The 23,824-nt window shown below is 71.1% G+C and carries 17 protein-coding genes, 1 tRNA gene and 1 pseudogene; 11 read left to right on the top strand and 8 right to left on the bottom strand.

Annotated elements, in window-relative coordinates; all coding sequences use genetic code 11:
• Positions 1-37: 37 nt before the first annotated feature.
• The 3 genes from CCO02nite_RS05445 to CCO02nite_RS05435 all read left to right on the top strand — a co-directional run bounded on the left by CCO02nite_RS05445 (position 38) and on the right by CCO02nite_RS05435 (position 4,390).
• Positions 38-496 (top strand): XRE family transcriptional regulator, encoded by a 459-nt coding sequence (locus CCO02nite_RS05445; RefSeq protein WP_146842059.1) that lies wholly within the window; start codon positions 38-40, stop codon positions 494-496.
• Complete coding sequence (locus tag CCO02nite_RS05440; RefSeq protein ID WP_222593141.1) at positions 493-855, top strand: HepT-like ribonuclease domain-containing protein; 363 nt, start codon at positions 493-495, stop codon at positions 853-855. Before CCO02nite_RS05445 ends, CCO02nite_RS05440 begins: the two co-directional genes overlap by 4 nt.
• Before the next feature lie 91 nt (positions 856-946).
• Entirely contained in the window at positions 947-4,390 is a 3,444-nt protein-coding gene (locus CCO02nite_RS05435; protein ID WP_146842057.1) for a DEAD/DEAH box helicase family protein, read from the top strand.
• 371 nt (positions 4,391-4,761) lie between these two features.
• Here the strand turns inward: CCO02nite_RS05435 and CCO02nite_RS05430 are convergent, their stop codons facing one another.
• The 4 genes and pseudogenes from CCO02nite_RS05430 to CCO02nite_RS05420 form a co-directional block, all read right to left on the bottom strand.
• Complete coding sequence (locus CCO02nite_RS05430; protein WP_146842055.1) at positions 4,762-6,012, bottom strand: protein NO VEIN domain-containing protein; 1,251 nt, start codon at positions 6,010-6,012, stop codon at positions 4,762-4,764.
• A 146-nt stretch (positions 6,013-6,158) separates the two neighbouring features.
• Positions 6,159-8,681 carry a hypothetical protein gene (locus CCO02nite_RS05425; protein WP_146842053.1) on the bottom strand — a complete coding sequence of 841 codons (2,523 nt, stop codon included), beginning with the start codon at positions 8,679-8,681 and terminating at the stop codon, positions 6,159-6,161.
• 13 nt (positions 8,682-8,694) lie between these two features.
• A pseudogene (locus CCO02nite_RS16330) lies at positions 8,695-9,111 on the bottom strand (sacsin N-terminal ATP-binding-like domain-containing protein); the annotation flags it as partial.
• Between the two features lie 308 nt (positions 9,112-9,419).
• Positions 9,420-9,490, bottom strand: a tRNA-Gly gene (locus CCO02nite_RS05420).
• A 110-nt stretch (positions 9,491-9,600) separates the two neighbouring features.
• Here CCO02nite_RS05420 and CCO02nite_RS05415 point away from each other — a divergent pair.
• The 7 genes from CCO02nite_RS05415 (at position 9,601) to CCO02nite_RS05385 (ending at position 16,596) form a co-directional block, all read left to right on the top strand.
• The gene (locus CCO02nite_RS05415; protein WP_146842051.1) at positions 9,601-10,368 is read left to right on the top strand and encodes a class I SAM-dependent methyltransferase; all 768 of its coding nucleotides are present in this window, start codon (positions 9,601-9,603) and stop codon (positions 10,366-10,368) included.
• A gap of 164 nt (positions 10,369-10,532) precedes the next feature.
• Complete coding sequence (gene tig / locus CCO02nite_RS05410) at positions 10,533-11,894, top strand: trigger factor (RefSeq protein WP_146842049.1); 1,362 nt, start codon at positions 10,533-10,535, stop codon at positions 11,892-11,894.
• A gap of 168 nt (positions 11,895-12,062) precedes the next feature.
• Positions 12,063-12,680 (top strand): ATP-dependent Clp protease proteolytic subunit, encoded by a 618-nt coding sequence (locus CCO02nite_RS05405; protein ID WP_146842047.1) that lies wholly within the window; start codon positions 12,063-12,065, stop codon positions 12,678-12,680.
• Positions 12,681-12,729: 49 nt separating this feature from the next.
• Positions 12,730-13,425, top strand: coding sequence for an ATP-dependent Clp protease proteolytic subunit (locus CCO02nite_RS05400; protein ID WP_146842045.1), 696 nt, complete (start codon positions 12,730-12,732; stop codon positions 13,423-13,425).
• 190 nt (positions 13,426-13,615) lie between these two features.
• Positions 13,616-14,893: an ATP-dependent Clp protease ATP-binding subunit ClpX gene (clpX, locus tag CCO02nite_RS05395; protein ID WP_146842043.1), complete on the top strand. Its 1,278-nt coding sequence runs from the start codon at positions 13,616-13,618 to the stop codon at positions 14,891-14,893.
• A gap of 8 nt (positions 14,894-14,901) precedes the next feature.
• The gene (locus CCO02nite_RS05390) at positions 14,902-15,231 is read left to right on the top strand and encodes a chorismate mutase (RefSeq protein WP_246117361.1); all 330 of its coding nucleotides are present in this window, start codon (positions 14,902-14,904) and stop codon (positions 15,229-15,231) included.
• Between the two features lie 198 nt (positions 15,232-15,429).
• Positions 15,430-16,596 (top strand): baeRF2 domain-containing protein, encoded by a 1,167-nt coding sequence (locus tag CCO02nite_RS05385; RefSeq protein WP_146842039.1) that lies wholly within the window; start codon positions 15,430-15,432, stop codon positions 16,594-16,596.
• 3 nt (positions 16,597-16,599) lie between these two features.
• Here the strand turns inward: CCO02nite_RS05385 and CCO02nite_RS05380 are convergent, their stop codons facing one another.
• Genes CCO02nite_RS05380 through CCO02nite_RS05365 form a run of 4 tightly spaced genes read right to left on the bottom strand, consistent with a single transcriptional unit; the run spans position 16,600 to position 22,439 of the window.
• The gene (locus CCO02nite_RS05380; RefSeq protein WP_146842037.1) at positions 16,600-18,384 is read right to left on the bottom strand and encodes an AMP-dependent synthetase/ligase; all 1,785 of its coding nucleotides are present in this window, start codon (positions 18,382-18,384) and stop codon (positions 16,600-16,602) included.
• 1 nt (position 18,385) lies between these two features.
• Positions 18,386-19,225, bottom strand: coding sequence for an aldo/keto reductase (locus CCO02nite_RS05375; RefSeq protein ID WP_146842035.1), 840 nt, complete (start codon positions 19,223-19,225; stop codon positions 18,386-18,388).
• 28 nt (positions 19,226-19,253) lie between these two features.
• On the bottom strand, positions 19,254-21,914 hold the full coding sequence (valS, locus tag CCO02nite_RS05370) for a valine--tRNA ligase (protein ID WP_146842033.1): 2,661 nt from the start codon (positions 21,912-21,914) through the stop codon (positions 19,254-19,256).
• A 39-nt stretch (positions 21,915-21,953) separates the two neighbouring features.
• Positions 21,954-22,439 (bottom strand): levansucrase, encoded by a 486-nt coding sequence (locus CCO02nite_RS05365; RefSeq protein ID WP_146842031.1) that lies wholly within the window; start codon positions 22,437-22,439, stop codon positions 21,954-21,956.
• Positions 22,440-22,623: 184 nt separating this feature from the next.
• Between CCO02nite_RS05365 and CCO02nite_RS05360 the strand changes: the two genes are divergently transcribed.
• Positions 22,624-23,709: a DsbA family protein gene (locus CCO02nite_RS05360; protein ID WP_146842029.1), complete on the top strand. Its 1,086-nt coding sequence runs from the start codon at positions 22,624-22,626 to the stop codon at positions 23,707-23,709.
• Positions 23,710-23,824: the final 115 nt, after the last annotated feature.

Raw genomic sequence — 23,824 nt, 5'->3', positions numbered from 1 at the left:
GTCGACGCGTGATAACGCGCGAGGTTATCGTGACCGTGTGACGACCCCATACGGGCAGTTCGTGCGGGCTCGGCGGCAGATCCTCGGCCTGACCCAGCGCGAACTCGCCGAGCGGTCGGGTGTCAAGCAGCCGCTCATCGCGGCGATCGAACGCGGCCGCCGTGCCCCGTCGGAGGCGGCGCGCGAAGCCCTGGGCGCGTCGCTGGAGCTGCGCCCGTCGACGGCTCTGGCGGCGCGTCGCGCACAGGTGCGTGACGTCTTCCTCCGGTCCGGGCTCGTGGAGCCCCGAGTCTTCGGATCGGTGGCGCGAGGCCAGGACGGCCCGTCGTCGGACGTGGACCTGCTGGTCCCGTTCAGCGACAAGCACGACATCGTCGACCTGCTCGACCTCGAGGCGGAGCTCGAGGAGCTCCTGACGGTGCACGTCGACTTGGTCGACGCCCGGGCCGACGGTGCCGTCGTCGAGCGAGCCCGGGCCGAAGCGGTCGCCCTGTGACCGACGAGGAGCACGCCGCCGAGGACGAGCGGATCGCCTGGCGGTTGGCCGATCTCGCCGAGTTCGGACATGACGCCGCCTACACCGTCGCGCAGGGCCTTGATGCGTACCTCGACGAGGGGCCGGCGGGGCGGGTGCTGCGCAACAACGGGCGTCAGATCCTCATCCAGACCGCAACCGTTGTCGAGAAGTTGCCGGAGGACTTCAAGCGCGCGCATCCGGACGTCGAGTGGGTGCGCATCGCCCGGATGCACAACCTCATCGCCCATCACTACGACAGGGTCAACGACCGGCTCGTCTTTACCGCGCTCGCCCAGCGCGTCCCGCAGATGCTGCAGGCCCTCGGCATCGTCGCGTGATCCGGGATGTCGTCGCACTCAGATGCGGTCCGTCTGCGAGGCTGTCCGCCGACGGGGCGACGAGCTCCGAGGCCGTGAGCAGGGAGGACACGTGACCAACTTCGCCTTTCTGCAGGAGGAGTGCGGCGCGGTCTTCGTCGAGGCATCCCGGGCCGAGCAGTTCGCCAAGGTGGACCCCCGCACGTCGTGCTTCTACGCCCGGCGTGCACTGGAGGTCGCGCTGACCTGGATGTTCCAGTACGACACGTCGCTCAAGGCGCCCTACCGCGACGATCTCGCGGCGATGATCCACGAGCCCACCCTGCGGTGGCTCGTCGGCAACGACGTGCAGGCGAAGATGGAGATCGTCCGCAAGAAGGGCAACGCCGCAGTGCACGCGGTGCGACCGACGTCAGCGCAGGACGCCGTGACGACGCTCCAGCAGCTCTTCCACGTCCTGTACTGGTATGCGCGCACGTACACGTCGAACCCGGGGAGTGTGCCGGCGAGTCTGCAGTTCGACGTCGCGGCGCTGCCCGACCCCGGAGCCACGAGGGTCAAGACGCAGGCGCAGCTCCAGTCGCTCGCGGCCGATCTGGAGAACAAGGACACGCAGCTCGCGGCCGCTGCCGAGAAGGCGGCGGGCCTGGAGGCCGAACTGGCAGCGCTGCGCGCGCAGGTCGCGGCGGCGAAGGCGGCGAACGAGACCGTCCCGGACACCCACGACTACGACGAGGCCGCGACTCGCGACCTGTTCATCGACACGCTCCTGGAGGAGTCCGGCTGGGCGCTGGCCGAGGGCCAGGTGCCCACGGCCGGCGCGCCCGCGTCGTACACGGTCGAGGTCGAGGTCGCGGGGATGCCCAACGCGCAGGGCGTCGGGTTCGTCGACTACGTGCTGTGGGGCGCGGACGGGCTCCCGCTCGCCGTCGTCGAGGCCAAGCGCACCCGGCGCGACCCGCAGGTAGGACAGCAGCAGGCCAAGCTCTACGCCGACACGCTCGAGGCGAGGTACGGCCGCCGCCCGGCCGTCTACTACACGAACGGCCACGAGCACTGGCTGTGGGACGACCACGCTGGCGCCGGGTACCCGCCGCGCCGTGTCGCGGGATTCCGCACCCAGGACGAGCTCGAGTACCTGATCGGGCGCCGCGGGAACCGCAAGAGCCTGCTCGTCGCACCGATCGACGAGGCCGTCGCGGGGCGCTACTACCAGCAGCGGGCCATCCGGGCGATCGACAAGGCCTTCGAGACGGACAACCAGCGCCAGGCGCTCCTGGTCATGGCGACCGGCTCAGGCAAGACGCGCACCGTCGTCGCCCTGGTGGACCAGCTCATGAAGGCCGGCTGGGTGCGGCGGGTGCTGTTCCTCGCCGACCGCGTCGCCCTGGTGAACCAGGCGACAGGCGCCTTCAAGGAGCACCTGCCCTCGTCGTCACCCGTCAACCTGGTGACCGACCGGCACGGCGACGGGCGCGTGTTCGTCTCCACGTACCCGACGATGATGAACCTCATCGACACCCGCTCGGAGGGCGCGCGCAGGTTCGGTCCGGGCTACTTCGACCTGGTCATCGTCGACGAAGCGCACCGGTCGGTGTACCAGAAGTACCGCGCGTTGTTCGACTGGTTCGACGCGCTGCTCGTCGGGCTGACCGCCACCCCGAAGGACGAGATCGACCGCAACACCTACGAGCTGTTCCACCTGGAGAACGGCGTGCCGACCGACGCCTACCCCCTGGACCAGGCCGTCGCCGACGAGTACCTCGTACCGCCGACGCCGATCTCGGTCCCGCTGAAGTTCCAGCGCGAGGGCATCCGATACGCCGAGCTGTCCGAGGCGGAGAAGGACGAGTGGGACGCCCTCGAGTGGGGCGAGGACGGACCGCCCGACGAGGTGGACCCTGACGCGGTCAACAAGTGGCTGTTCAACACCGACACGGTCGACAAGGTGCTGCAGACCCTGATGACGCACGGTCTCCGGGTGGCTGGCGGCGACCGGATCGCCAAGACGATCGTCTTCGCCAAGAACGACGCTCACGCCCGATTCATCGCCGAGCGGTTCGACCTCGCCTACCCGCAGCACAAGGGGGAGTGGGCGCGCGTGATCACCTACTCCACCGAGTACGCGCAGTCCATCATCGACGCATTCTCGACGAGCGAGCGGGCACCGCACATCGCGATCAGCGTCGACATGCTCGACACGGGGATCGACGTGCCCGACGTCGCCAACCTGGTCTTCTTCAAGATCGTGCGGTCCAGCTCGAAGTTCTGGCAGATGATCGGCCGCGGCACCCGCCTGCGCCCGGACCTGTTCGGCCCCGGTCAGGATAAGAAGGAGTTCTACGTCTTCGACTTCTGCCAGAACCTCGAGTACTTCGGGCAGAACCCCACCGGCCACGATGGCTCGGTGCAGCAGTCGGTGTCCCAGCAGATCTTCACCGCCCAGGTCGAGCTCCTCCTCGGCATCGCCAGGGCCGACGGCGACACGGTCGTCGGCGCGGGCGACGACGGCACGACGTCGCTGCCCGCGCTGGGCGAGGACCTGCGTGCTGTCCTGCACGAGAAGGTCGCCGGGATGACGCTGGACAACTTCGTCGTCCGTCCGCACCGGCCGTGGGTGGAGCGGTTCTCCGAGCGCGAGTCATGGGCCGGCATCGACGAGCAGGCCGCGCGCGACGTCGTCGGACACCTGGCGGGACTGCCAACGACCGTCGTCGACGAGGACGAGAAGGCCAAGCGGTTCGACCTGACCATGCTCAAGCTCCAGCTCGGCGTGCTCGACCCGACCCTGTCCACCGACCGGTTGCGTCGCCAGGTCCAGGAGATCGCCTCAGGTCTGCTCGAGCAGACCAACATCCCGCAGGTCAAGGCCCAGGCGGCACTGCTGGACGACCTCTCCGGGGACGAGTGGTGGGTCGATGTCACGCTCCCCATGCTGGAGTTCGCCCGGCAACGGGTGAGGTCGTTGGTGCGCCTGTTGGCCCGCACCAAGCAGGCGATCGTCTACACCAACTTCGAGGACACTCTCGGCCGGTTCGAGATCATCGACCTCGGCCGGCCGCACGTCGGCGTCGACCCGCAGCGGTTCCGCGAGAAGGCGCGCGCCTACCTGCGCGCCCACGAGAACCACACGGCTCTGCAGAAGGTGCGCCGTGGGCGTCAGCTCACGCCGACCGACCTTGACGAGCTCGAACGGATGCTCCTCGAGTCCGGCGTCGGCACCGACGTCGAGATCGCCGCGGCCAAGGCCGTCGAAGGTGGGCTCGGAGTCTTCATCCGGTCGCTCGTGGGGCTCGAACGGTCAGCGGTCGAGGATGCCTTCGCCGAGTTCCTCGCCGGCACCACGTACTCCGCCGAGCAGATCGACTTCGTGCACCTCGTCGTCGAGAACCTCACGTACAACGGCGTCATGAAGGTGGATCTTCTGTGGTCGCCGCCGTTCACCGACGACGCACCCGGTGGACCGGACGATGTGTTCGAGTCCGGACTGGTCGACGTCCTGCTCGCGAAGATCCGCCACTTCACCACGACAGCCGAGGCTTCGGCCGCCTCGTAGCGCGTGATCGCGCCGCGACCCGCCGACCGCCGAGCGGACGCACTGCTCGACCTCCGCTCCACGGAATGGCAGGCGACCGGCGGGGGGCCGCGGCCAGCACCCGTGCGCCGCACGTCGGGCACATCGCGGCGATGGCGGGGAGCGAGGTTTCGGAAAGCGGTCTGACCTCGCTGATCGGTGACCATCCTGCTTGACGCACCACACCAAGGGTGTCACGCCGCCACAGGTCGAGTCGCTGGAAGCGCTGCACCACTTCCAGGGACTCGACCACGTGCCGCGCTGAGCTTCGGTGTCGTCCGGCTCGAGGCCGAGTCCATGTAGGTGTTCGACCTGCTGGCGCGCTTGCGTGCGGCCCAACCGGCGCAACGGTTCTACTCGTCGGCCCCGAAACGCATGCGTGCGCTCGCTGTGTCCAGAGTGGCCTTCCCGGACCTGACCAATGCGATCGGGTCCAGGTACGCAGTCACGTGCGGTGACGAGGAGCGAGCGGACGTCACCCGGTAGATGCGGTACCGGTCGCCGTGCCGAATCGCCTGCATCAGCTCCGCGTGCGAGATGTCGAACGGCGCAGACGGGTCGTCGCCGCTCGTCGCCTTCACTTCGATGTACACCCGCACACCGTTCTCGTCGACCGACTCGATGTCGTACGGGGCGAACTGCTGAAGGTCCGCGCGGTGCACCACGACCGACGGGTCGTACCCCATCGCCACGACCCTCTGGCGTTCGACCTCAAGCGCCGCGAGCTCACCCTGCCGTCCGAGCAGATGCCGGTCCGGGCCGACCAGGTCCGCAGTCCACGCACCACCTCCGCCTCCCCCTCCGCTGCCGCCACCGGCGCCGGGGTTTGGGGAAGGCACCTGGCCGGGGTTCGCCACCTCGAACGTGATCTCGGATAGTTCGAGCTTCGGCAGAGCCGGTGGTGCCGTCCTGCTCGTCCCACCAGGAGCTGCGCCACCTGTGCCGCTGCCGCCGGCAGGGGCATCGACCCCGGTCGGCGGCGCAAGCTCGGGAGCGTCGGGCGCCGGCGTACCCTTGCCCGGAGGTAGGGCGTCGCCGGCCGTTGGTGTGGCGTCCCCTTGCGCTGCTGGCTCGCCCCCCGGCTCTTGCGGGTCGCCAGATGGCCTCTGCGCGGGCAGCGGCGGTTCCAGCACGTCCTCGAGGTCCAGCTCGTGGGCGCGGCCGAGCAGGTCGGCAGCTGCCGCCAGGTCGTCGCGTGTGACCTTCTTCGCCGCGAGGATCTGCTCACGAGCTCGGTCGTCGGACGCGAGGATGTGCCCGAACTGGTCCCCGTACGCGTCCACGCCCATGAACGCGGCCAGCTGCGGCCCGAACTCGTACCAGTACGGCACTTGCGTGACCCGGTCGACCTCCAGGTACGCGGTCCCGACCAGGGCCGCGAACGCGCCCTGGCGTTCGGACGGCTCCCGGCTCGTGGCGATGTGCGCGACGGCCTGCGCCAGCTGCTGCGTCTGCCCGTCGTACTCGTATTCCAGGACCAGCTCGTTGCACACGATCACGCTCAGGCGCGCGATCCGGCGCACGAAGTCGTCCACGGCTGACGGGCGCCCCTTCGCCAGCAGCGCCAGCATCCAGGCCGCTGCCGCGTCGATCTGCGTCCGCACCTGGGCGGTGAGATCTTCTCGCGTCCCGTACGCCAGTGGCCGCGGCGTGACGACGTCGTCCAGCGTGACCAGTCCGAGCGCCGCCGGCAGGGCGCGGATGTCGTCGTCGACCGCGAGGACTGCGCTGGTCGCACCCCACGCCTCCTTCAGCAGCGGTCACGCACCACCAGCGGGTCGGACACGAACAGGCGCTGGCCGTCCCTGACTGACAGCAGCGGGAGCGGGTCGTCCGGCGCGGGCACCTGCCGAGTGCGCAGAACCTCGTCGAGCTGGCGTGCCGCCCACTGCGCCGCCTTCACCAGCTCACCCTCAGGCTCACCGGCCTCACCTTCGGCGGCCAGCGCCCGAAGCAGGTCGAACAGCTCGTCGGCGTCCAGTCGAGCTGCGTCGATCACCCCGAGCTCGTTCACCAGGCGCGAACCTGGGCCGTGCACCATCGCATCCGGCAACGTCGGCACCCGCCGGCTGACATGCCTGGGGGTCTGGTTCGCTGCGCGCCACGCGCTGCCTGGCGCTACCTGGACTCGTTGCGCACCGAGGTGTGCCGGAACCCACTGCCCGGTCGTCAGCTGGTGCCACAGCAGCGAAGGGACCAGGCGGTTGCGCTCTCCGGAGTGCGACCCGTGTACGCACCGGAACACTGCGGTGGTCGCACGCTCGTACCGATGACCCCAGTCCTGGGCAAGTGCGTCCCACAGGTGCTGCAGCCGGTCAGGGTCGCCGGCCTCGACGAGCTCGTCGAAACGGTCCAGCGCGAACGACGCGCTCAGCCGCTGCGACTGCGGATGGTTCTGCGGGCACGGCAGCGCACCCTGCACCTCATCCAGCGCGAGCCATGCCGCCCACCCGGGTGCGTCGCGGTGCGGGTGCTCCCACAGGGCCGTCGTCGAATACGCGTACGGGCCTCCAGCCGTGGCCTCCATGACCCGGGGGTTGTGGTCCACGCTGAGGAACTCCCAGAACGTCTGCTCCTGCGTGAGCTCCTGCTCGTCGGCTGGGACGGGTGCGTCGAGGAACTCGGTGGCTCCGAACGCGCCGTAGATCTTCTCGGCGCGGCCGGAGCTGTCCCAGTCGGCCCCGAAGTACACCTGCCCAGCGGGCACCAGCGCACGCTGGGTGCCGGACGCATCCCGAGCCGGGACGAGGACCGCCGCGACGGCTTCCCGCAGCGACGCGTCACCGGCTCGCTGGACCCGCAGGACGTACGCACGCAGCGCGTTCAGTGCCCGCTCCCGCTCGTCCGGGTCCTGCTGCGGGTCGGTCAGCAGCGGCACCAAGTACCCCGGGATGATGGTTCGCCAGTCGAACTCGCTAACCCCAGCGTCCTTGAGCAGCGACCGGAGCACGGCGTCGTCCGGAATCACCGCGATCGGCAGCGGCAGGTCGTCCGGGATGTTGTCGTCGGTGCGGGGAAAGTACACCCGAGAGACCGGGGTCATGACCTGCGCGTACTGCGTCAAGACGCACGGGATGGCCTTCAAGGACCGAATGAACTCGGAACGCCCCGTGTGCTCGCTCCACGCGACCAGGTGCCCGTAAAACTCCGGCGCCGACTCGGGCGTCGGTGGGCGCAGCATCCTGAGGGTGTCGGTCAGGTCCAGCGCCCGGTCGCCCGGCCCCAGCGTGCCGAGCTCGCGAATGAACGCCCGGGTGAGTACATCAGCCTCAATGTCGGGCAGCACCAGAGCGGGGTGCGAGCGCACGTCCGCCAGAGCGTGAAACTCGTGCACGTCCGGGCACGCGGAGTTCAGCAGATCGACCTGGGCTGGCTGCAGCGCGTGCCCGCCGACCGTCGGGACGAACGGCACACGTGGGAGGGCTGCGAGCAGCGCCTTGTGCAAGCGGGCTCCGAACCCAGCCGAGGTACCACGTGGAGTCAGCACGGCCGCCGTCGCAGTCGGGTCATCCAGGCGGATGGCGAGGTCAGGGGCAACCACGTCGCAGATGAGCTCGACGACAGCCGCCGTCAGGAGGTCGTTGTACGGCACGGCCTCGGGAGCGTTCGACAGCTGGCGCCGGTCCAGGTGCAGCGCCCAGTCCGCGTGCGCGATGAAGGCGAACCCGCCCTCCTCCTCGGTCGGGAAGTACACGTGCAGCGGGTAGGTCCGCTCCGTGTGCACGGTCTCATCCGCACCGAGCGGAACGGCCACCGCGGTACCTACCGCATGGACCTGCTTCCAGCCCTCACCCATCGGGTCGACCAGGTCGCGTTCGACCGGAAGCTGCCGGGTGTACACCAGCCACTCGGTCGACGTGCCGTCCGCTTCGAGCAACACCTGCTCGACGCCGTCCTGTTTGGTCTCCCTGGTCACGAAAGCGACGAAGTCGTTCGCGGTCCCCGACAGATGGAGCTCCTCGAGCGAGCGCAGGAACAGCATCAGTTGCGGAGCAAGGTTGTCCTGCAGGTGCTGCTCCACCTCGGCGCGGTCTACCCCGGCCCGAAGTGGAAGCCGCATCACGGTGCTGTATCCGGACGCCAGGAGCTCGTCCACGATGCCGCGGTCCGGCCCGAGGGCGGCGTCCGACAGCGTGAACGGGAACGTGTATGTCGGCAGCCGCTGGCCTGTAGGCAGATCCCCGAGCATTCGGGTCACCTCCTGCAGGACACGCTCGTCGTCGAACTCGAACCCCACCTCGGACGTGATGACCTGAGGGCGGTCGGTGATCACCGACGGACTTGAATCCGAGCCCCTTGTACCCGATGGACTTCGCCGGGTTCTTCGACGAGCGCGCCAGCGAACAGATCGACTCGATCTGTTCTGGTCCGAACCCCGTGCCGTTGTCAGCGACCAGTAGCGCAGACCCCGACAGGTGAAACCGGACCCTGCCCGGTCGGCCGGCCTCAGCGGACGCGTCCGCCGCGTTCTGCATCAGCTCGAACGGGTACCGGCCCGAGTACTGCTGACGCACCAACTGCTGCCCTGCGCCGCGCTCGTCGAGCGACTTCAGCTCGCGACGACGTCCGGGCGCGGTCTCGGCCGCACGCTTGATCCCGTCGAGCTCGTCCTTCGTCACCTGAAGGACGAGATCCCGGACCGTCACAGGCGGCCCGCTCTCTGTGCGGACGGCCACGTCGCCTCCTCGCGCTGGGTACGCCATAGGTACCACAGGGCTGGCTCGACCCGGCCACCGCCCGCCGCGAGGTCCACCCGCCACAACCTCCGCCACTCCACCTGCGGCCGCCGAAGCCCCATCGACTGCGAGAACGCCCACCACGCGCCTACGCTGACGCTCGCCGCGTGAGACCACCCGCGTGTCCACCATCAGGGGTCAAGGCCCCAGAGGCGCGTCATGGGAGCTGTCGGACACTCCTGTTCTGGTGCCTGCACCAGCGAACGACGGTGCGTACGGGCCTCGAACAACGGGTTCCGGGACTGCATCGGGCTCAAGTACTGAACCACCCTGGGAGCGGACGACGGGAATCGAACCCGCGTAGCCAGTTTGGAAGACTGGGGCTCTACCATTGAGCTACGTCCGCGCTGGTCCGGGGCGCGCACGCCGGCCGGACCGCGCACCAGGGTACCGGGTGGGCGCGGCGCATCTGACACCGCACGTGACGGCCCGCGCTGACGGGCCTACCGTCGCAGGGTGGGCTTCGATGTGGGCGCGGACGCTTACGACCGGTTCATGGGCCGGTTCTCCCGGCCCTTGGCGCGCCGACTCGTCGAGATCGTGGGCGCGCGGCCCGGCCAGCAGGCGCTCGACGTCGGGTGTGGTTCGGGGGCCGTCACCGAGCGGCTCGTCGAGGTGCTCGGCATCCACGCCGTGCACGCGATCGACCCGACGGTGCCGTTCGTCGAAGCGGTCCGCGAGCGGCTGCCGGGCGTGGACGTGCGGCTCGGGGCGGCGGAGAGCCTGCCGTACGACGACGACGCGTTCGACCTCGTCGTCGCGAACCTCGTCGTGCCGTTCATGGCGGACCCGGCCGCGGGGATCGGTCAGATGCGGCGGGTTGCGCGACCGGGTGCCTCTGTCGTCGTGACCGTGTGGGACCACGTGCACGACAGGGGAGCGGCGTCCATGTTCTGGCGGGCGGTGCGGGACGTGGTGCCGCAGCCCGAGGCGGTGGGTGAGGGGATCCTGATGGCGGCGATCGAGAGCCGGCTCGAGGCGCTCTGCGAGGAGGGCGGTCTGCGCGGGCTGCGCACCTCGGACGTGACCGTCACGCTCGGGTTCGACTCGTTCGAGCAGTGGTGGGACCCGTTCGAGCTCTCGGTCGGTCCCGCGGGGGACTACTACGCCGGGCTCGACGACGAGCTGCGCGTGGCGGTGCGCGCGCGGGCGGCGGAGCTGTTCGGGCCGGGCCCGTTCGACGTCGCGGCGACCGCGCGCGTCGTCGTCGGGACCGCGCCGTAGGACCGGAGCGCCCGACCGGCCGGGTCAGCGGCTTTGGCGACGTATCCCCTCGGTGGCGTAGCATCGAGGGTCGCGCGTGCGCGCCTTCTGGCTGCGCGCGCCCTCACCTGTCCCAGGCACCGGAGTCGCCGGCGCCGGGCCCCTATCCGTTGGAGAGCATCGAAGTGAAGAGCGCCGTCGAGACCCTGGAGCCCACGAAGGTCAAGCTGACCATCGAGGTGACCTACGACGAGCTGCGGCCGAGCATCGAGCACGCCTACCAGCACATCGCCGAGCAGGTGACGGTGCCGGGCTTCCGCAAGGGCAAGGTGCCGCCGCGCATCATCGACCAGCGCGTCGGGCGGCCCGCGGTCATCGAGCACGCGGTCAACGAGGGCCTGGGCGGGTTCTACGCGCAGGCCGTGCGCGAGAACAAGCTGCGCCCCATGGGTCAGCCCGAGGTCGAGGTCACCAAGGTCCCCGGCCTCGTCGCGGGCGACGAGAGCGGCGAGCTGGTCTTCGAGGCGCAGGTCGAGGTCCGGCCCGAGCTGACGCTGCCCGAGCTCGACGCGATCGCGCTGACGGTCGACGGCATCGAGGTCTCCGACGAGGACGTCACGGAGCGCCTGGACGCGCTGCGCGAGCGGTTCGGCACGCTGGTCGGCGTCGACTCGCCGGCGGTCGAGGGCAACTTCGTCGTGGTCGACCTCGTGGCGTCGATCGGTGACGAGCAGGTCGACCAGGTCTCCGGCGTGAGCTACCAGATCGGTTCGGGCAACATGCTCGAGGGCCTCGACGAGGCGCTCACGGGCCTGTCGGCGGGCGAGACCACGACGTTCGAGACCGTGCTCGCCGGCGGCGAGCACGAGGGCGAGAAGGCGCAGGTCACCGTGACCGCGGTGAGCGTCAAGGAGCGTCAGCTCCCCGACGCGGACGACGACTTCGCGCAGCTCGCCTCCGAGTTCGACACGCTCGACGAGCTCACGGCGGACCTGCGCGAGCAGGCGGCACGCACCAACGCGTCGAACCAGGCCGTTCAGGCGCGCGACCTGCTCGTCGAGAAGCTCGTCGAGGCCACCGAGATCCCGATCCCGGCCGGCGTCGTGGAGGCCGAGGTGCACCGTCACCTCGAGTCGGAGAACCGCCTGGCCGACGACGAGCACCGCGCCGAGGTCACCGAGCAGGCCCAGACCGCGCTGCGCAACCAGATCCTGCTCGACACGCTCGCCGAGACGCTCGAGGTCAAGGTCAGCCAGGCCGAGCTCGTCGAGTACCTGGTCAGCGCGTCGCGGCAGTACGGCATGGACCCCAACACGTTCATCAAGACGATCGACGAGGGCGGTCAGATCCCCGCGATGGTCGCCGAGGTCGCGCGCTCCAAGTCGCTCGCGGTCGCGCTGCGTCACGTGACGATCACGGACGGTGACGGCGGAGCCGTGGACCTGTCGGACTTCATCGGTTCCGACGAGGACGACGCGGCCGACGAGCAGGACGACGTGGCCGCCCAGGCGGCGGCCGTCGCGGACGCCGCGGTCGCCGAGAACTGATCGAACCAGCTTCCCGACGAGGGCCTCGCACCGGCTGCCGGTGACGGGGCCTTCGTCGTACCCGGCCGTGCTGCGCCCACAGCGAAACGGGGCCGCGGAGGGCCCTGACGGGCCACGGCGTCGCGTTAGGGTCACAGCAAAGCAGGACCGTCAGACGAAGGAGCCTTCGTGAACCAGCAGGTGCCGGCAGTGGCTCGGGCAGAGACCCCGGGCCTCGGCCTCAACGACCACATCTACAACCGACTGCTGCGTGAGCGCATCATCTGGCTCGGTTCCGAGGTGCGCGACGAGAACGCGAACGCGATCTGCGCGCAGATGATGCTCCTCGCCGCGGAGGACCCGGAGAAGGACATCTGGCTGTACATCAACTCGCCGGGTGGCTCGATCACCGCGGGCATGGCGATCTACGACACCATGCAGTACATCCAGCCGGACGTCGCGACGATCGCGATGGGCATGGCGGCGTCGATGGGGCAGTTCCTGCTCTCGTCGGGCGCCAAGGGCAAGCGCTACGCGACGCCGCACGCCCGCGTGATGATGCACCAGCCCTCGGGCGGCATCGGCGGCACGGCGACCGACGTGCGGATCAACGCACAGCTCATCCTGCACATGAAGACGGTGCTGGCCGAGCTCATCGCGGAGCAGACCGGTAAGTCGGTCGAGCAGATCACCAACGACTCGGACCGTGACCGCTGGTTCACGGCGCCGGAGGCACTCGAGTACGGCTTCATCGACCACGTCGTTGAGTCCGCCGGCTCGGTCACCGGCAAGGGCGGCACGGCCTGAGCGCCGCGTGCCACCAGCCACCCCTTCTGCTTCACCGAGGAGACCTGAGATGAGCACCGAGTCCCAGTTCGTCGCCCGAGCCGCCGCGCTCGCCGGCGGCATGGCGCCGGCGTCGCCCGCCGGGCGCTACGTCCTGCCCCAGTTCGAGGAGCGCACCGCCTACGGCATCAAGCGCCAGGACCCGTACACCAAGCTGTTCGAGGACCGCATCATCTTCCTCGGTGTCCAGGTGGACGACGCGTCGGCGGACGACGTCATGGCGCAGCTGCTCGTGCTGGAGGGCATCGACCCCGACCGCGACATCATCCTGTACATCAACTCGCCCGGCGGCTCGTTCACGGCGCTCACGGCGATCTACGACACGATGCAGTACATCAAGCCGCACATCCAGACGGTGTGCCTGGGCCAGGCCGCGTCCGCGGCGGCCGTGCTGCTCGCGGCGGGCTCGCCCGGGAAGCGCCTGGCGCTGCCGAACGCGCGCGTGCTGATCCACCAGCCGGCCATGGAGGGCGGCGGCTACGCGCAGGCCTCGGACATCGAGATCCACGCCAACGAGCTCATCCGCATGCGCGAGTGGCTCGAGGAGACGCTGGCCCACCACACGGGCAACCCGGTGGACAAGATCCGCGCGGACATCGAGCGCGACAAGATCCTCACGGCGCACCAGGCGCTCGAGTACGGGATCGTCGACCAGGTGCTCGCGTCCCGCAAGGGTGTGAAGGCGACGGTCGTCGAGCCCTCCTGAGCTCGCGCACCCCACCAGTTGGGGGACACGCCGCGCCCGATGTCGGGGGTTCGCCTGACATCGGGCGCGGCGTAGTGTCCAATGGGTGGGTCACCGCGGTGCGCGGCTCCCGACGGGGGCCGGCTGCGCGGGACGACGGCAGCTCGACGGCGGTTCGACGGCAGGGATGCCCACGACGGAAGGGGACGCAGTGGCTCGGATCGGGGACGGTGCCGACCTCCTGAAGTGCTCCTTCTGCGGCAAGTCCCAGAAGCAGGTCAAGAAGCTCATCGCGGGCCCCGGCGTGTACATCTGCGACGAGTGCATCGAGCTGTGCAACGAGATCATCGAGGAGGAGCTCGCCGAGGCGAGCGAGGTCGGCCTGGTCGAACTGCCCAAGCCGAAGGAGATCTTCGAGTTCCTCGAGCAGTACATCATCGGACAGGAGTCCGCCAAGAAGGCGCTGTCCGTCTCGGTGTACAACCACTACAAGCGGATCCAGGCCGGCGACGGCCCGCGCTCGGCCGAGGACCACGTCGAGATCGCGAAGTCCAACATCCTGCTCGTCGGGCCCACGGGCACCGGCAAGACGTACCTCGCACAGACGCTCGCCCGGATGCTGAACGTGCCGTTCGCGATCGCGGACGCCACGGCGCTCACGGAGGCAGGCTACGTCGGCGAGGACGTCGAGAACATCCTGCTCAAGCTCATCCAGGCCGCCGACTACGACGTCAAGAAGGCCGAGCAGGGCATCATCTACATCGACGAGATCGACAAGATCGCCCGCAAGAGCGAGAACCCGTCGATCACGCGTGACGTCTCCGGCGAGGGTGTGCAGCAGGCGCTGCTCAAGATCATCGAGGGCACCACGGCCTCGGTCCCGCCGCAGGGCGGACGCAAGCACCCGCACCAGGAGTTCATCCAGATCGACACGACGAACGTGCTGTTCATCGTGGCCGGCGCGTTCTCGGGACTCGACGACATCATCGCCGCGCGTGCCCGCAAGCGCGTCGTCGGGTTCGGCTCGGCGCTCGTCGAGGCGCACGACGAGGGCGACCTGTTCTCCGAGGTGCGCCCTGAGGATCTGCAGAAGTACGGCCTGATCCCCGAGTTCATCGGCCGCCTGCCCGTCGTGGCCGCGGTCGCCCGGCTCGACCAGGGCGCGCTCGTGCGGATCCTGTCCGAACCGCGCAACGCGCTGGTCAAGCAGTACCAGCGGATGTTCCAGATCGACGGCGTCGAGCTCGAGTTCGACGAGGGTGCGGTCGCGGCGATCGCCGACCAGGCGCTCCTGCGCGGCACGGGCGCGCGCGGTCTGCGCGCGATCATGGAGGAGGTCCTCCAGCAGGTGATGTTCGAGGTGCCGAGCCGCGACGACGTGGCTCGCGTGCTGATCACCCGCGAGGTCGTCCTCGAGAACGTCAACCCGACGCTGATCCCGCGCGACACGCCGCGCGACAAGCGCCCGCCGCGCGAGAAGTCGGCCTGACCGCGACAGTGGCCGATCCGACGACCGTCGCGCAGGGCGACGCCATCCCGCCGGACCTGGCGCGCCTGCGGCACAGCATCGACAACATCGACGCCGCCCTCATCCACCTGCTCGCCGAGCGGTTCAAGGCCACCCAGCAGGTCGGCGTGCTCAAGGCCGCCCGCGGGCTGCCGGCGTCCGACCCTGGTCGCGAGTCCGAGCAGGTCGCGCGACTGCGCGAGCTGGCCCGGCAGGCCGACCTCGACCCCGTCTTCGCCGAGAAGTTCCTCGCGTTCATCGTGGCCGAGGTGATCCGGCACCACGAGGCCATCGCGCTGGACCACGCCGATCGGCCCTGAGCCGGACCACGCCGATCGGCCCTGAGCCGGACCACGCCGATCGGCCCTGAGCCGGACCATGCCGTTCGGCCCTGAGCCGGACCATGCCGATCGGGCCCTGAGCCGGACGCAGACGTCCGAGAGTCGCCGGTGGGGTGGCGGCGTCGGCCGGGGTGCGGTTGGTTAGGGAGGGTCAGCCGCGCACGGGAGGACCACCGCATGGACCTGCACTGGCTCAAGCCGCTCCTGGGCCGTCCGGCCCCGTTCACCACCGTCTACCTCGACGTCACGCGCGCCGAGTCGGCGGGCGAGACGGAGGCCGCCGAACGATGGCGTGCCGCGCGTCGTCGGCTCGAGCGCGAGGGCGCTCCGGCGGGCGTCCTCGACGAGATCGGCGAACTGCTCGCGGTCCCGACGAGGCGGCGCGAAGCCTGTGGCCGCGTCATCATCGCGGACGCGAACGGCGTGGTCGTGGACCGGGAGCTGTCGGTCGCGCCCGCGCAGGACACGGTCGCGCACGGGCCCGTGCCGATGCTCCTGCCGGCCGTGCGGGCCGCGGCGGAGGCCGTCCGCTCGCTCGTGGTCGAGATCGACCGCGCGGGGGCGGACCTGCACTGGTCGGACGGCGCCGCGGAGAGCGTCGAGGGCGGGCACGACGAGCTGCACAAGACCCGCGACGGACTGTCCCGGCGCGGCCAGACGCGCGCGGAGGACTCCTGGCACCGCAACGCGGAAGCCGTCGCGCTCGTGCTGGACCGGCGGGCCGCGGAGCTCGATCCGGAGCTCGTCGTGCTCACCGGTGACGTCCGGGCGGTCGCGCTGGTGCGCGACCAGCTCGGCCAGCGCTGCTCCGAGCTCGTCGTCGAGGTCGCGGGCGGCGTGCGCGGCGAGGGCGTGCACCGCGCGTTCGGTGCCCGCGTGGCCGAGGCGGTCGACGAGTTCCGCGAGCGGCGTCGCGCGGCCGTGCTCGACCGCTTCGCCGGTTCGCTCGGCCGCGGCGAGGGTGCAGTGACGTCGTTCGAGGACGTCGTCGAGGTGCTCCGCCGTGGTCAGGTCGACGAACTGGTGCTGGCCGACGGCGCGGCGGCCGAGCGGTTCGGCGACCGCGAGCTGTGGGTGGGCCCGGAGCCGCTGCAGATCGCGACGGCGGTCGCCGAGCTCGACACGCTCGGGGTCTCGCGCGACGACGCCCGGCGGCTGCCGGCCGGGGTCGCGCTCGTGCGCGCCGCGCTCGGTCAGGACGCCGGCGTCACGCTCGCGCCCGACGGCCGGGTCGAGCTCGCGGACGGCATCGGCGCGGTGCTGCGCTGGTCCGACGGCTCGACGCCCAGCGAGTCGTTGCTCTCGCAGTCGGCGGACGTGCGACGGGTCCGCTCGATCCCCTGACGGTCAGCGCGTGTCGACGTACAGCTCGTCGATCTCGGCTGCGAAGTCCTGGAGCACCGCGGCGCGCTTCACCTTGAGGCTCGGTGTCAGGTAGCCGTTCGCCTCGGTGAGGTCGCCGGGCAGCACGGTGATCTTGCGGATCGACTCGGCGCGGGACACGACCTCGTTGGCACGCGCGACCGCACGGTCCAGCGCGTCGAGGACGACCGGGTTGGTGCGGGCGTCGTCCACCGTGAGCTCGGGCAGGCCGTGGTTGGCGAGCCAGCCCGGGAGCATCTCCTCGTCGAGCGTCACGAGTGCGCCGATGAACGGTCGCCCGTCGCCCACGACGACGACCTGGCTCACGAGCGGGTGTCCGCGCAGGCGGTCCTCGAGCACCGCGGGTGCGACGTTCTTGCCGCCGGCGGTGACGACGAGCTCCTTGGAACGGCCGGTGATGAACAGGTAGCCGTCCTCGTCGAGGTGGCCGATGTCGCCGGTGCGGAACCAGCCGTCGACGAGCGCGGCCCGGGTCGCCTCCTCGTCGTGCCGGTACCCGCGGAACACGTGCGGGCCGGACACCCAGATCTCGCCGGCGTCGTCGACGCGCAGCTCGGTGCCGGGGAACGCGGGGCCCACCGAGCCGACCTTGGTGCGCTCGGGACGGTTGACCGCGGTGGGCGCCGTGGTCTCGGTGAGCCCGTAGCCCTCCAGGACGCGCACCCCGATGCCGCGGTAGAAGTGCCCGAGCCGTTCGCCGAGCGGCGCACCGCCCGAGATCGCGAACTCGGCCCGGTCGCCGAGCGCCTGACGCAGCCGCGCGTGCACGAGCCGACCAGCGAGCGCGTGCTGCGCGCGCACGGACGCCGACGGCCCGGCGGGCGTGTCCAGCGCGCGCGAGTAGGCGATCGCGACCCTGGCGGCCCAACGGAACACGCGCAGCCGGGTGCCGCCGCCCGCCTTCTGCTCCGCGGAGTTGTAGACCTTCTCGAACACGCGCGGCACCGCGAGCACGAACGTCGGCTGGAACGCCGCGAGGTCCGGCAGGAGGTTGCGCGTGTCGGGCGTGTGGCCCAGCACGGCGCCCGAGGGCACGCACAGCACCTGGATGAAGCGCGCGAACACGTGCGCGAGCGGCATGAACAGCAGCGTGCGGGAGTGCGGCTGCGCGCAGACCTCGCCGAGGCCCTGCACGCCCAGCAGCGTGAGCGAGACGAAGTTGCCGTGCGTGAGCTCGACGCCCTTGGGGCGGCCCGTCGTGCCCGAGGTGTAGATCACCGTGGCGAGGTCGTCGCGCCCGGCGAGCGCGCTGCGGCGCGCGATCTCCGCGTCGGGCACGCCGGCGCCGTCCGTGACGAGCGCCTCGACCGCGCCCTCGTCGATCACCAGCACGTCGACCAGGCCCGGCAGGTCGTCGCGCACGGTCGCGAGGACGGCTGCGTGCGCGGGGGTCTCGACGAGCGCGAGCCGCACGCCCGCGTCGGCGCAGATCCAGCGCGCCTGCTCGGCCGACGACGTCTCGTACACCGGCACGCCGACGGCGCCGGCCGCCCAGACCGCGAAGTCGAGCAGGGTCCACTCGTAGCGGGTGCGGGACATGATCGCGACCCGGTCGCCGGGCGTGATCCCGCGCGCGACCAGCCCCTTCGCGACGGCTGTCACCTGCCCGACGAACGCGTGCACGCTCACCGGCGTCCACGCGCCGTCGGCGCCGGCCCGCTCGATCAGCGTCCCGTCCGGGTCCCGGGCCAGTCGCCGGGCGAGCAGGCCGGGGATGTTCGCCGGTTCGTCGGCGGGCGACTCGGGCACGTCAGAGCTCCTCGTAGACGGCGGGGTCCTGACCCTGGATGCGGCCGTCCGGCCGGGTCAGCGCGTCGATCGCGGCGACCTCGTCGTCGAACAGCGCGAAGCCGAACACGTCGAGGTTCTCGCGCCGCCGGTCCGCGGACGACGAGTGCGGCAGCGGCACGACGCCGAGCTGCACCTGCCAGCGCAGCACGACCTGGCCGGGCGAGACGTCGTGCGCCGCCGCGATCTCGGTGACCACCGGGTCGGCGAGCACCGAGCTGCCGCGACCCAGCGGGCTCCAGGCCTGGGTGATCACGCCGCGCGCTGCGTCGGCCGTGCGCTGCGGGCCCTGCGACCAGCGCGGGTGCAGCTCCACCTGGTTCACGGTCGGCAGCTCGCCGGTCGCCCCGCGCAGCGCGTCGAGGTGCTCGGGCAGGAAGTTCGAGACGCCGACCGAGCGGATCAGGCCGGCGTCGCGCAGCTCCAGCAGGGTCGCGAACGCCTCGATGTAGTGCCCCTGGACCGGGTTCGGCCAGTGGATGAGGTAGAGGTCCCAGTACTCCAGGCCGGCGCGCAGCAGCGACTCGTGCACCGCGGTGACCGCGGCGTCGTGACGGTGGTAGCGCCCGGAGAGCTTGGACTGCAGCACGACGTCGTCGCGCAGCAGACCCGACGCGCGCACGCCCGCGCCCACGCCGCCCTCGTTCTCGTAGTTGTACGCGGTGTCGATCAGGCGGTAGCCGGCGTCGAGCGCGTCGGCAACCGCGTCGCGGGCGGCCTGGCCGCGTGCGGGGTACGTGCCGTACCCGATCGCGGGCAGGTCGAGGCCGTCGGCGAGGCGCAAGGTCGGTGCGAGGGTCATCTCGCCACCGTACGCCCGAGAGTGCAGGTCAGCCGCGCGTGACCGGGTCGCCGAGCACGGCGTCGCGTGCGGTCACGACGTCGCCGTCCACGTCCACCAGCGTGAGGGCGCCCGTCGCGCGGCCGGCGGCGCGCACGTCGTCGAGCGCGAGCTGCACGCCCGCCGCCTGGGCGGCCGGCACCTCGAGTGTCACCTCGAGGATCTCGGTGCGCATCGAGACCTTCGCCTCGGACTTGACCTTGCGCAGTGCGGCGAGCGCCCCGCCGGCCGCACCGACGACCGCGAACGGCACGTCGCCCGCGGCGGCGCGCAGCGGCTCGGACGTCGGCCACGACGCGCGGTGCACCGAGCCCTCGCGCCACCACGACCAGACCTCCTCGGTCGCGAACGGCAGCACGGGCGCGAGCAGCCGCAGCAGCGAGTCGAGCGCGAGCGTGAGGGCCGCGCGCGCCGACGTCGTCTCCGCCGAGACGTCGTGGGTCTCGGCGCCGGCACCGTAGGCGCGGTCCTTGACCAGCTCGAGGTAGTCGTCGCAGAACGTCCAGAAGAACGTCTCGGTCAGCTCGAGCGCGCGCGTGTGGTCGTACGCCTCGTACGCCTCGGTCGCACGTTCGACGACGACCGCGAGGCCCGCGAGCATGGCGCGGTCCAACGGCACCGTGACGAGCGCCGGGTCGAGCGGCCGCGGCTCGTCGGGCGAGCCGAACGAGAGCGCGAACTTGGACGCGTTGAGCACCTTGATCGCGAGCCGGCGGCCGATCTTCATCTGCCCGACCTCGAACGCCGCGTCCGTGCCGAGCCGCGCCGAGGCCGCCCAGTACCGCACCGCGTCCGAACCGTGCTCCTCGAGCAGCCCCATCGGCGTGACGACGTTGCCCTTGGACTTGCTCATCTTCTTGCGGTCCGGGTCGAGGATCCAGCCGCTGATCGCGGCGTCGGACCACGGCAGCGAGCCGTGCTCCAGGTGCGCGCGCACCACCGTCGAGAACAGCCACGTTCGGATGATGTCCTGACCCTGGGGCCGAAGATCCATGGGGAAGACCCGCGCGAACAGGTCGGGGTCGGTGCGCCAGCCGCCCGCGATCTGCGGCGTGAGCGACGAGGTCGCCCACGTGTCCATGATGTCCGGGTCCCCGACGAAGCCGCCCGGCACACCGCGCTGGTCGGCGGTGTAGCCCGCGGGCACGTCCGACGAGGGGTCGACGGGGAGCTGGTCCTCGGTGGGCACCAGCGGGCGGGCGTGGTCGGGCTCGCCGTCGGCGTCGAGCGCGTACCAGACGGGGAACGGCACGCCGAAGAACCGCTGCCGGCTGATCAGCCAGTCGCCGTTGAGGCCGCCGACCCAGTTCTCGTAGCGCACCGCCATGAACTCGGGGTGGAAGTCGAGCTCGGCGCCGCGGGCGAGCAGGGCGGCGCGCAGGTCCTCGTCGCGACCGCCGTTGCGCAGGTACCACTGCCGGCTCGTGACGATCTCGAGCGGCTTGTCGCCCTTCTCGTAGAAGTTCGCCTTGCGCTGCGTCGCGGTGGGCTCGCCGTCGAGGTCACCCGTCTCGCGCAGCCCCGCGACGACGGCCTCGCGGGCCGAGAACGTCGTCTTGCCCGCGAGCTCGTCGTAGCGCGCGCGGCCGCCTTCCGTGGTGATCCAGTCCGGCGTCTCGCGCAGGAGGCGGCCGTCGCGCTGCATCACCGAACGCGTGGGCAGCTGCAGCTCGCGCCACCACTGCACGTCGGTGAGGTCGCCGAACGTGCAGCACATCGCGATGCCGGCGCCCTTGTCCGGCTCGGCCGCGGGGTGCGCGAGCACGGGGATCTCGACGTCGAACAGGGGAGTGGTCACGGTGGTGCCGAACAGGTGCTGGTAGCGCTCGTCGTCGGGGTGCGCGATGAGCGCGACGCACGCGGGCAGCAGCTCGGGACGGGTGGTCTCGATGAACACCGGGCCGTCGGCGCCGTGGAACGCGACGCGGTGGAACGCTCCCGGGTAGTCGCGGGCCTCGAGCTCGGCCTGCGCGACGGCGGTCTGGAACGTCACGTCCCACAGGCCCGGCGCCTCGGCCTGGTAGGCCTCGTCGCGCGCGAGGTTGCGCAGGAAGGCCTGCTGCGCGACGGCGCGGGCCTCGGCCGAGATCGTCTGGTACGTGCGTGACCAGTCGACCGACAGGCCCAGGTGGCGCCACAGCGCCTCGAACTGCCGCTCGTCCTCGACCGTGAGCCGCTCGCACAGCTCGACGAAGTTGCGCCGGCTGATCGGCACCTGGTCGGCGGCGCGGATCACCTTGCCGTCGGTGCCCTCGTGCGGCGGCGTGAAGTCCGGGTCGTACGGCAGCGACGGGTCGCAGCGCACGCCGTAGTAGTTCTGCACGCGGCGCTCGGTGGGCAGGCCGTTGTCGTCCCAGCCCATCGGGTAGAACACCTCGGCGCCCGTCATCCGGCGGTAGCGCGCGACGACGTCGGTGTGCGTGTAGGAGAACACGTGCCCGACGTGCAGCGAGCCCGACACCGTGGGCGGCGGGGTGTCGATCGAGTACACCTGCTCGCGCGTACGGGTGCGGTCGAACGCGTACAGGTCCTGCGCGGTCCATGCCGCGTCCCAGCGGACCTCCAGCCCTTCGAGCGAGACCTTGTCCGGTACCTGGCGGCCGGCGGAGGCGGTCGTCGGGGACGCGGGGCGGGAGGGGAGGTCGCTCATGGTCGCCCATCTTCCCAGATGCACGGACCCGCGCGGCACTCAGAGCGTGCGGGGCTCCGGCACGACGGCGTCGATCTGCGCGCGCATCCACGACGAGTAGATGCCGCCCAGGGCCACCCTGCCCTCGTGCGCGATCCGGCCGGCCGCGCCGAGGTCCACCACGACGGGCCAGGCGAACGCCGCGTAGCCGCGGACGATCTCGTGCCGGGCGTACTCCCGGGCGCCCTCGTCGGACCCCTCTCCGACGACGGCGGTGATCACCGCGACGCCCGACTGGAGGCCACGCAGCTCGCCCTTGGTGTCCTTGGCGTGCTGCAGCGCCTGGGCGGTGAAGGCCGCGAGCTCCGGCTCGGTCACCGTGGTCGTCGTCGCGACATGCACGAACAGGTGCAGGGTCGTCGCCATCCACGACATCCGGAAGTCCTTGCGGTACCCCAGCAGGCCGGTGGGCGTCGACGACCGGACCTCGTAGCCCGACGTGCGCATCCGACCCTCGACGAGCGAGCGGTACTCCTGGGTGTCCATCGGGCTCCTGTCCGGGGTGAGCGCGGCACCGGTGCCGGTGCCGCGCCGATCGTAGGACCCGCCGGCGGCTCGGTCGTGGTACCTCGGTCCCAGCGACTTCCCAGGCGTCTCACATCGTCGTCCCAGCGGTCCGCGCCACGGTGTCCGCGCAGGCCACCGCCGACGAAGGAGCGCACGACCGGCCATGAGCTACGCCAAGTCCGCCAGGAGCAAGACCGCCTACAAGCAGCGCCGGGCCTCCGACAAGGAGCTGGCCGCGATCGAGCGGGCGCGCCGGGTCCGCCGGGCCAGGCTGCGCCGGTTCGGGCTGCGCGCCGGAGCCGTCGTGGGGTGCGTCGCGGTGGTGGGAGCGATCGTCGTCGGCGTGCAGTCACGGGCGCGCGCGGCCGGGACGGGGCCGGCGAACATGGCGTCGGACGGCATCGTGCTGCTCGGCACCGAGTCCTCGACCTATGCGGTGCACAACGACGCGCTCGCGCCCGGCGACGAGCCCGTGCCCTCCGGCGCGAGCGCGGCCGACGGCGTGCTGCCGATCGTCATGTACGTGGACTACCGCGACCCGCAGGGCGCGGCGTTCTGGACCGCGTCGTCGGCCGACATCGCCGGCATGCTGGCCGACGGCAGCGCGACGCTCGAGGTCCACCCCCTCGCGCTGCTCGACGGCGCGGAGGTCGCGCAGCCTGCCCCCGTTGCCGACGCGGACCCGACGAGCGACCCGACGACGGACCCGACGGCCGACCCGACGACGGACCCGACCAGCGGTGCCACCACGTACACCGCGACCGGCGACTACTCGGCGCGCGCCGCCGGTGCGCTCGGGTGCGTGGCCAACTTCGACCCGGACCAGGCGCTGCTCGTGCACTCGGCGCTCGAGCAGGCGGTCGACACGCTGCCTGCCGACGGGCTCGACGACGACGCGCTCGCGGCCCTCGTCGCGGACGCGGGCGTGACCAGCGACGACGTCGCCGACTGCATCCAGGGGCACGACTACACCGACTGGGCCGCGCAGGTCACCGACCGCGCGGCCACCTCGGTGCCGTTCGACATCGGTTCGGTCACGACGTCGCCGGTCGTGCTCGTCGACGGGCAGCCGTACACCGGGGGGCTCGGCGACGCGGACGCGTTCCAGTCGTTCGTCACGCAGGTGTTCACGTCGCTCGACGGGACCGACCTCGGGACGACGGATCCCACCACGGATCCGACCACCGAGCCCAGCACCGAACCCACCACGGAGCCGACCATCGAGCCCAGCGCGGACGCGACCGAGTAGCGCCCGGACGAACATCGGGTGATCCGTCGGTGAACTCGTGGCGACGACGGATGCCGCAGCCGCCCGGCACTGCGAGGATCACCCGGGTCCGGCGGTCTGCGTCGGGCGGCGTGGA

The organism is Cellulomonas composti (assembly GCF_007990245.1).
Classification (GTDB): domain Bacteria; phylum Actinomycetota; class Actinomycetes; order Actinomycetales; family Cellulomonadaceae; genus Cellulomonas; species Cellulomonas composti.
This window is presented reverse-complemented; position numbering and strand designations above follow the sequence as displayed.

What these genes read in the sequence shown, in the direction of transcription:
- CCO02nite_RS05400 (WP_146842045.1), top strand. Translation starts at nt 12,730, where the DNA reads ATGAGCACCGAGTCCCAGTTCGTCGCCCGAGCCGCCGCGCTCGCCGGC.
- CCO02nite_RS05385 (WP_146842039.1), top strand. Translation starts at nt 15,430, where the DNA reads ATGGACCTGCACTGGCTCAAGCCGCTCCTGGGCCGTCCGGCCCCGTTC.
- CCO02nite_RS05375 (WP_146842035.1), bottom strand. Translation starts at nt 19,225, where the DNA reads ATGACCCTCGCACCGACCTTGCGCCTCGCCGACGGCCTCGACCTGCCC.
- valS (WP_146842033.1), bottom strand. Translation starts at nt 21,914, where the DNA reads ATGAGCGACCTCCCCTCCCGCCCCGCGTCCCCGACGACCGCCTCCGCC.
- CCO02nite_RS05365 (WP_146842031.1), bottom strand. Translation starts at nt 22,439, where the DNA reads ATGGACACCCAGGAGTACCGCTCGCTCGTCGAGGGTCGGATGCGCACG.
- CCO02nite_RS05360 (WP_146842029.1), top strand. Translation starts at nt 22,624, where the DNA reads ATGAGCTACGCCAAGTCCGCCAGGAGCAAGACCGCCTACAAGCAGCGC.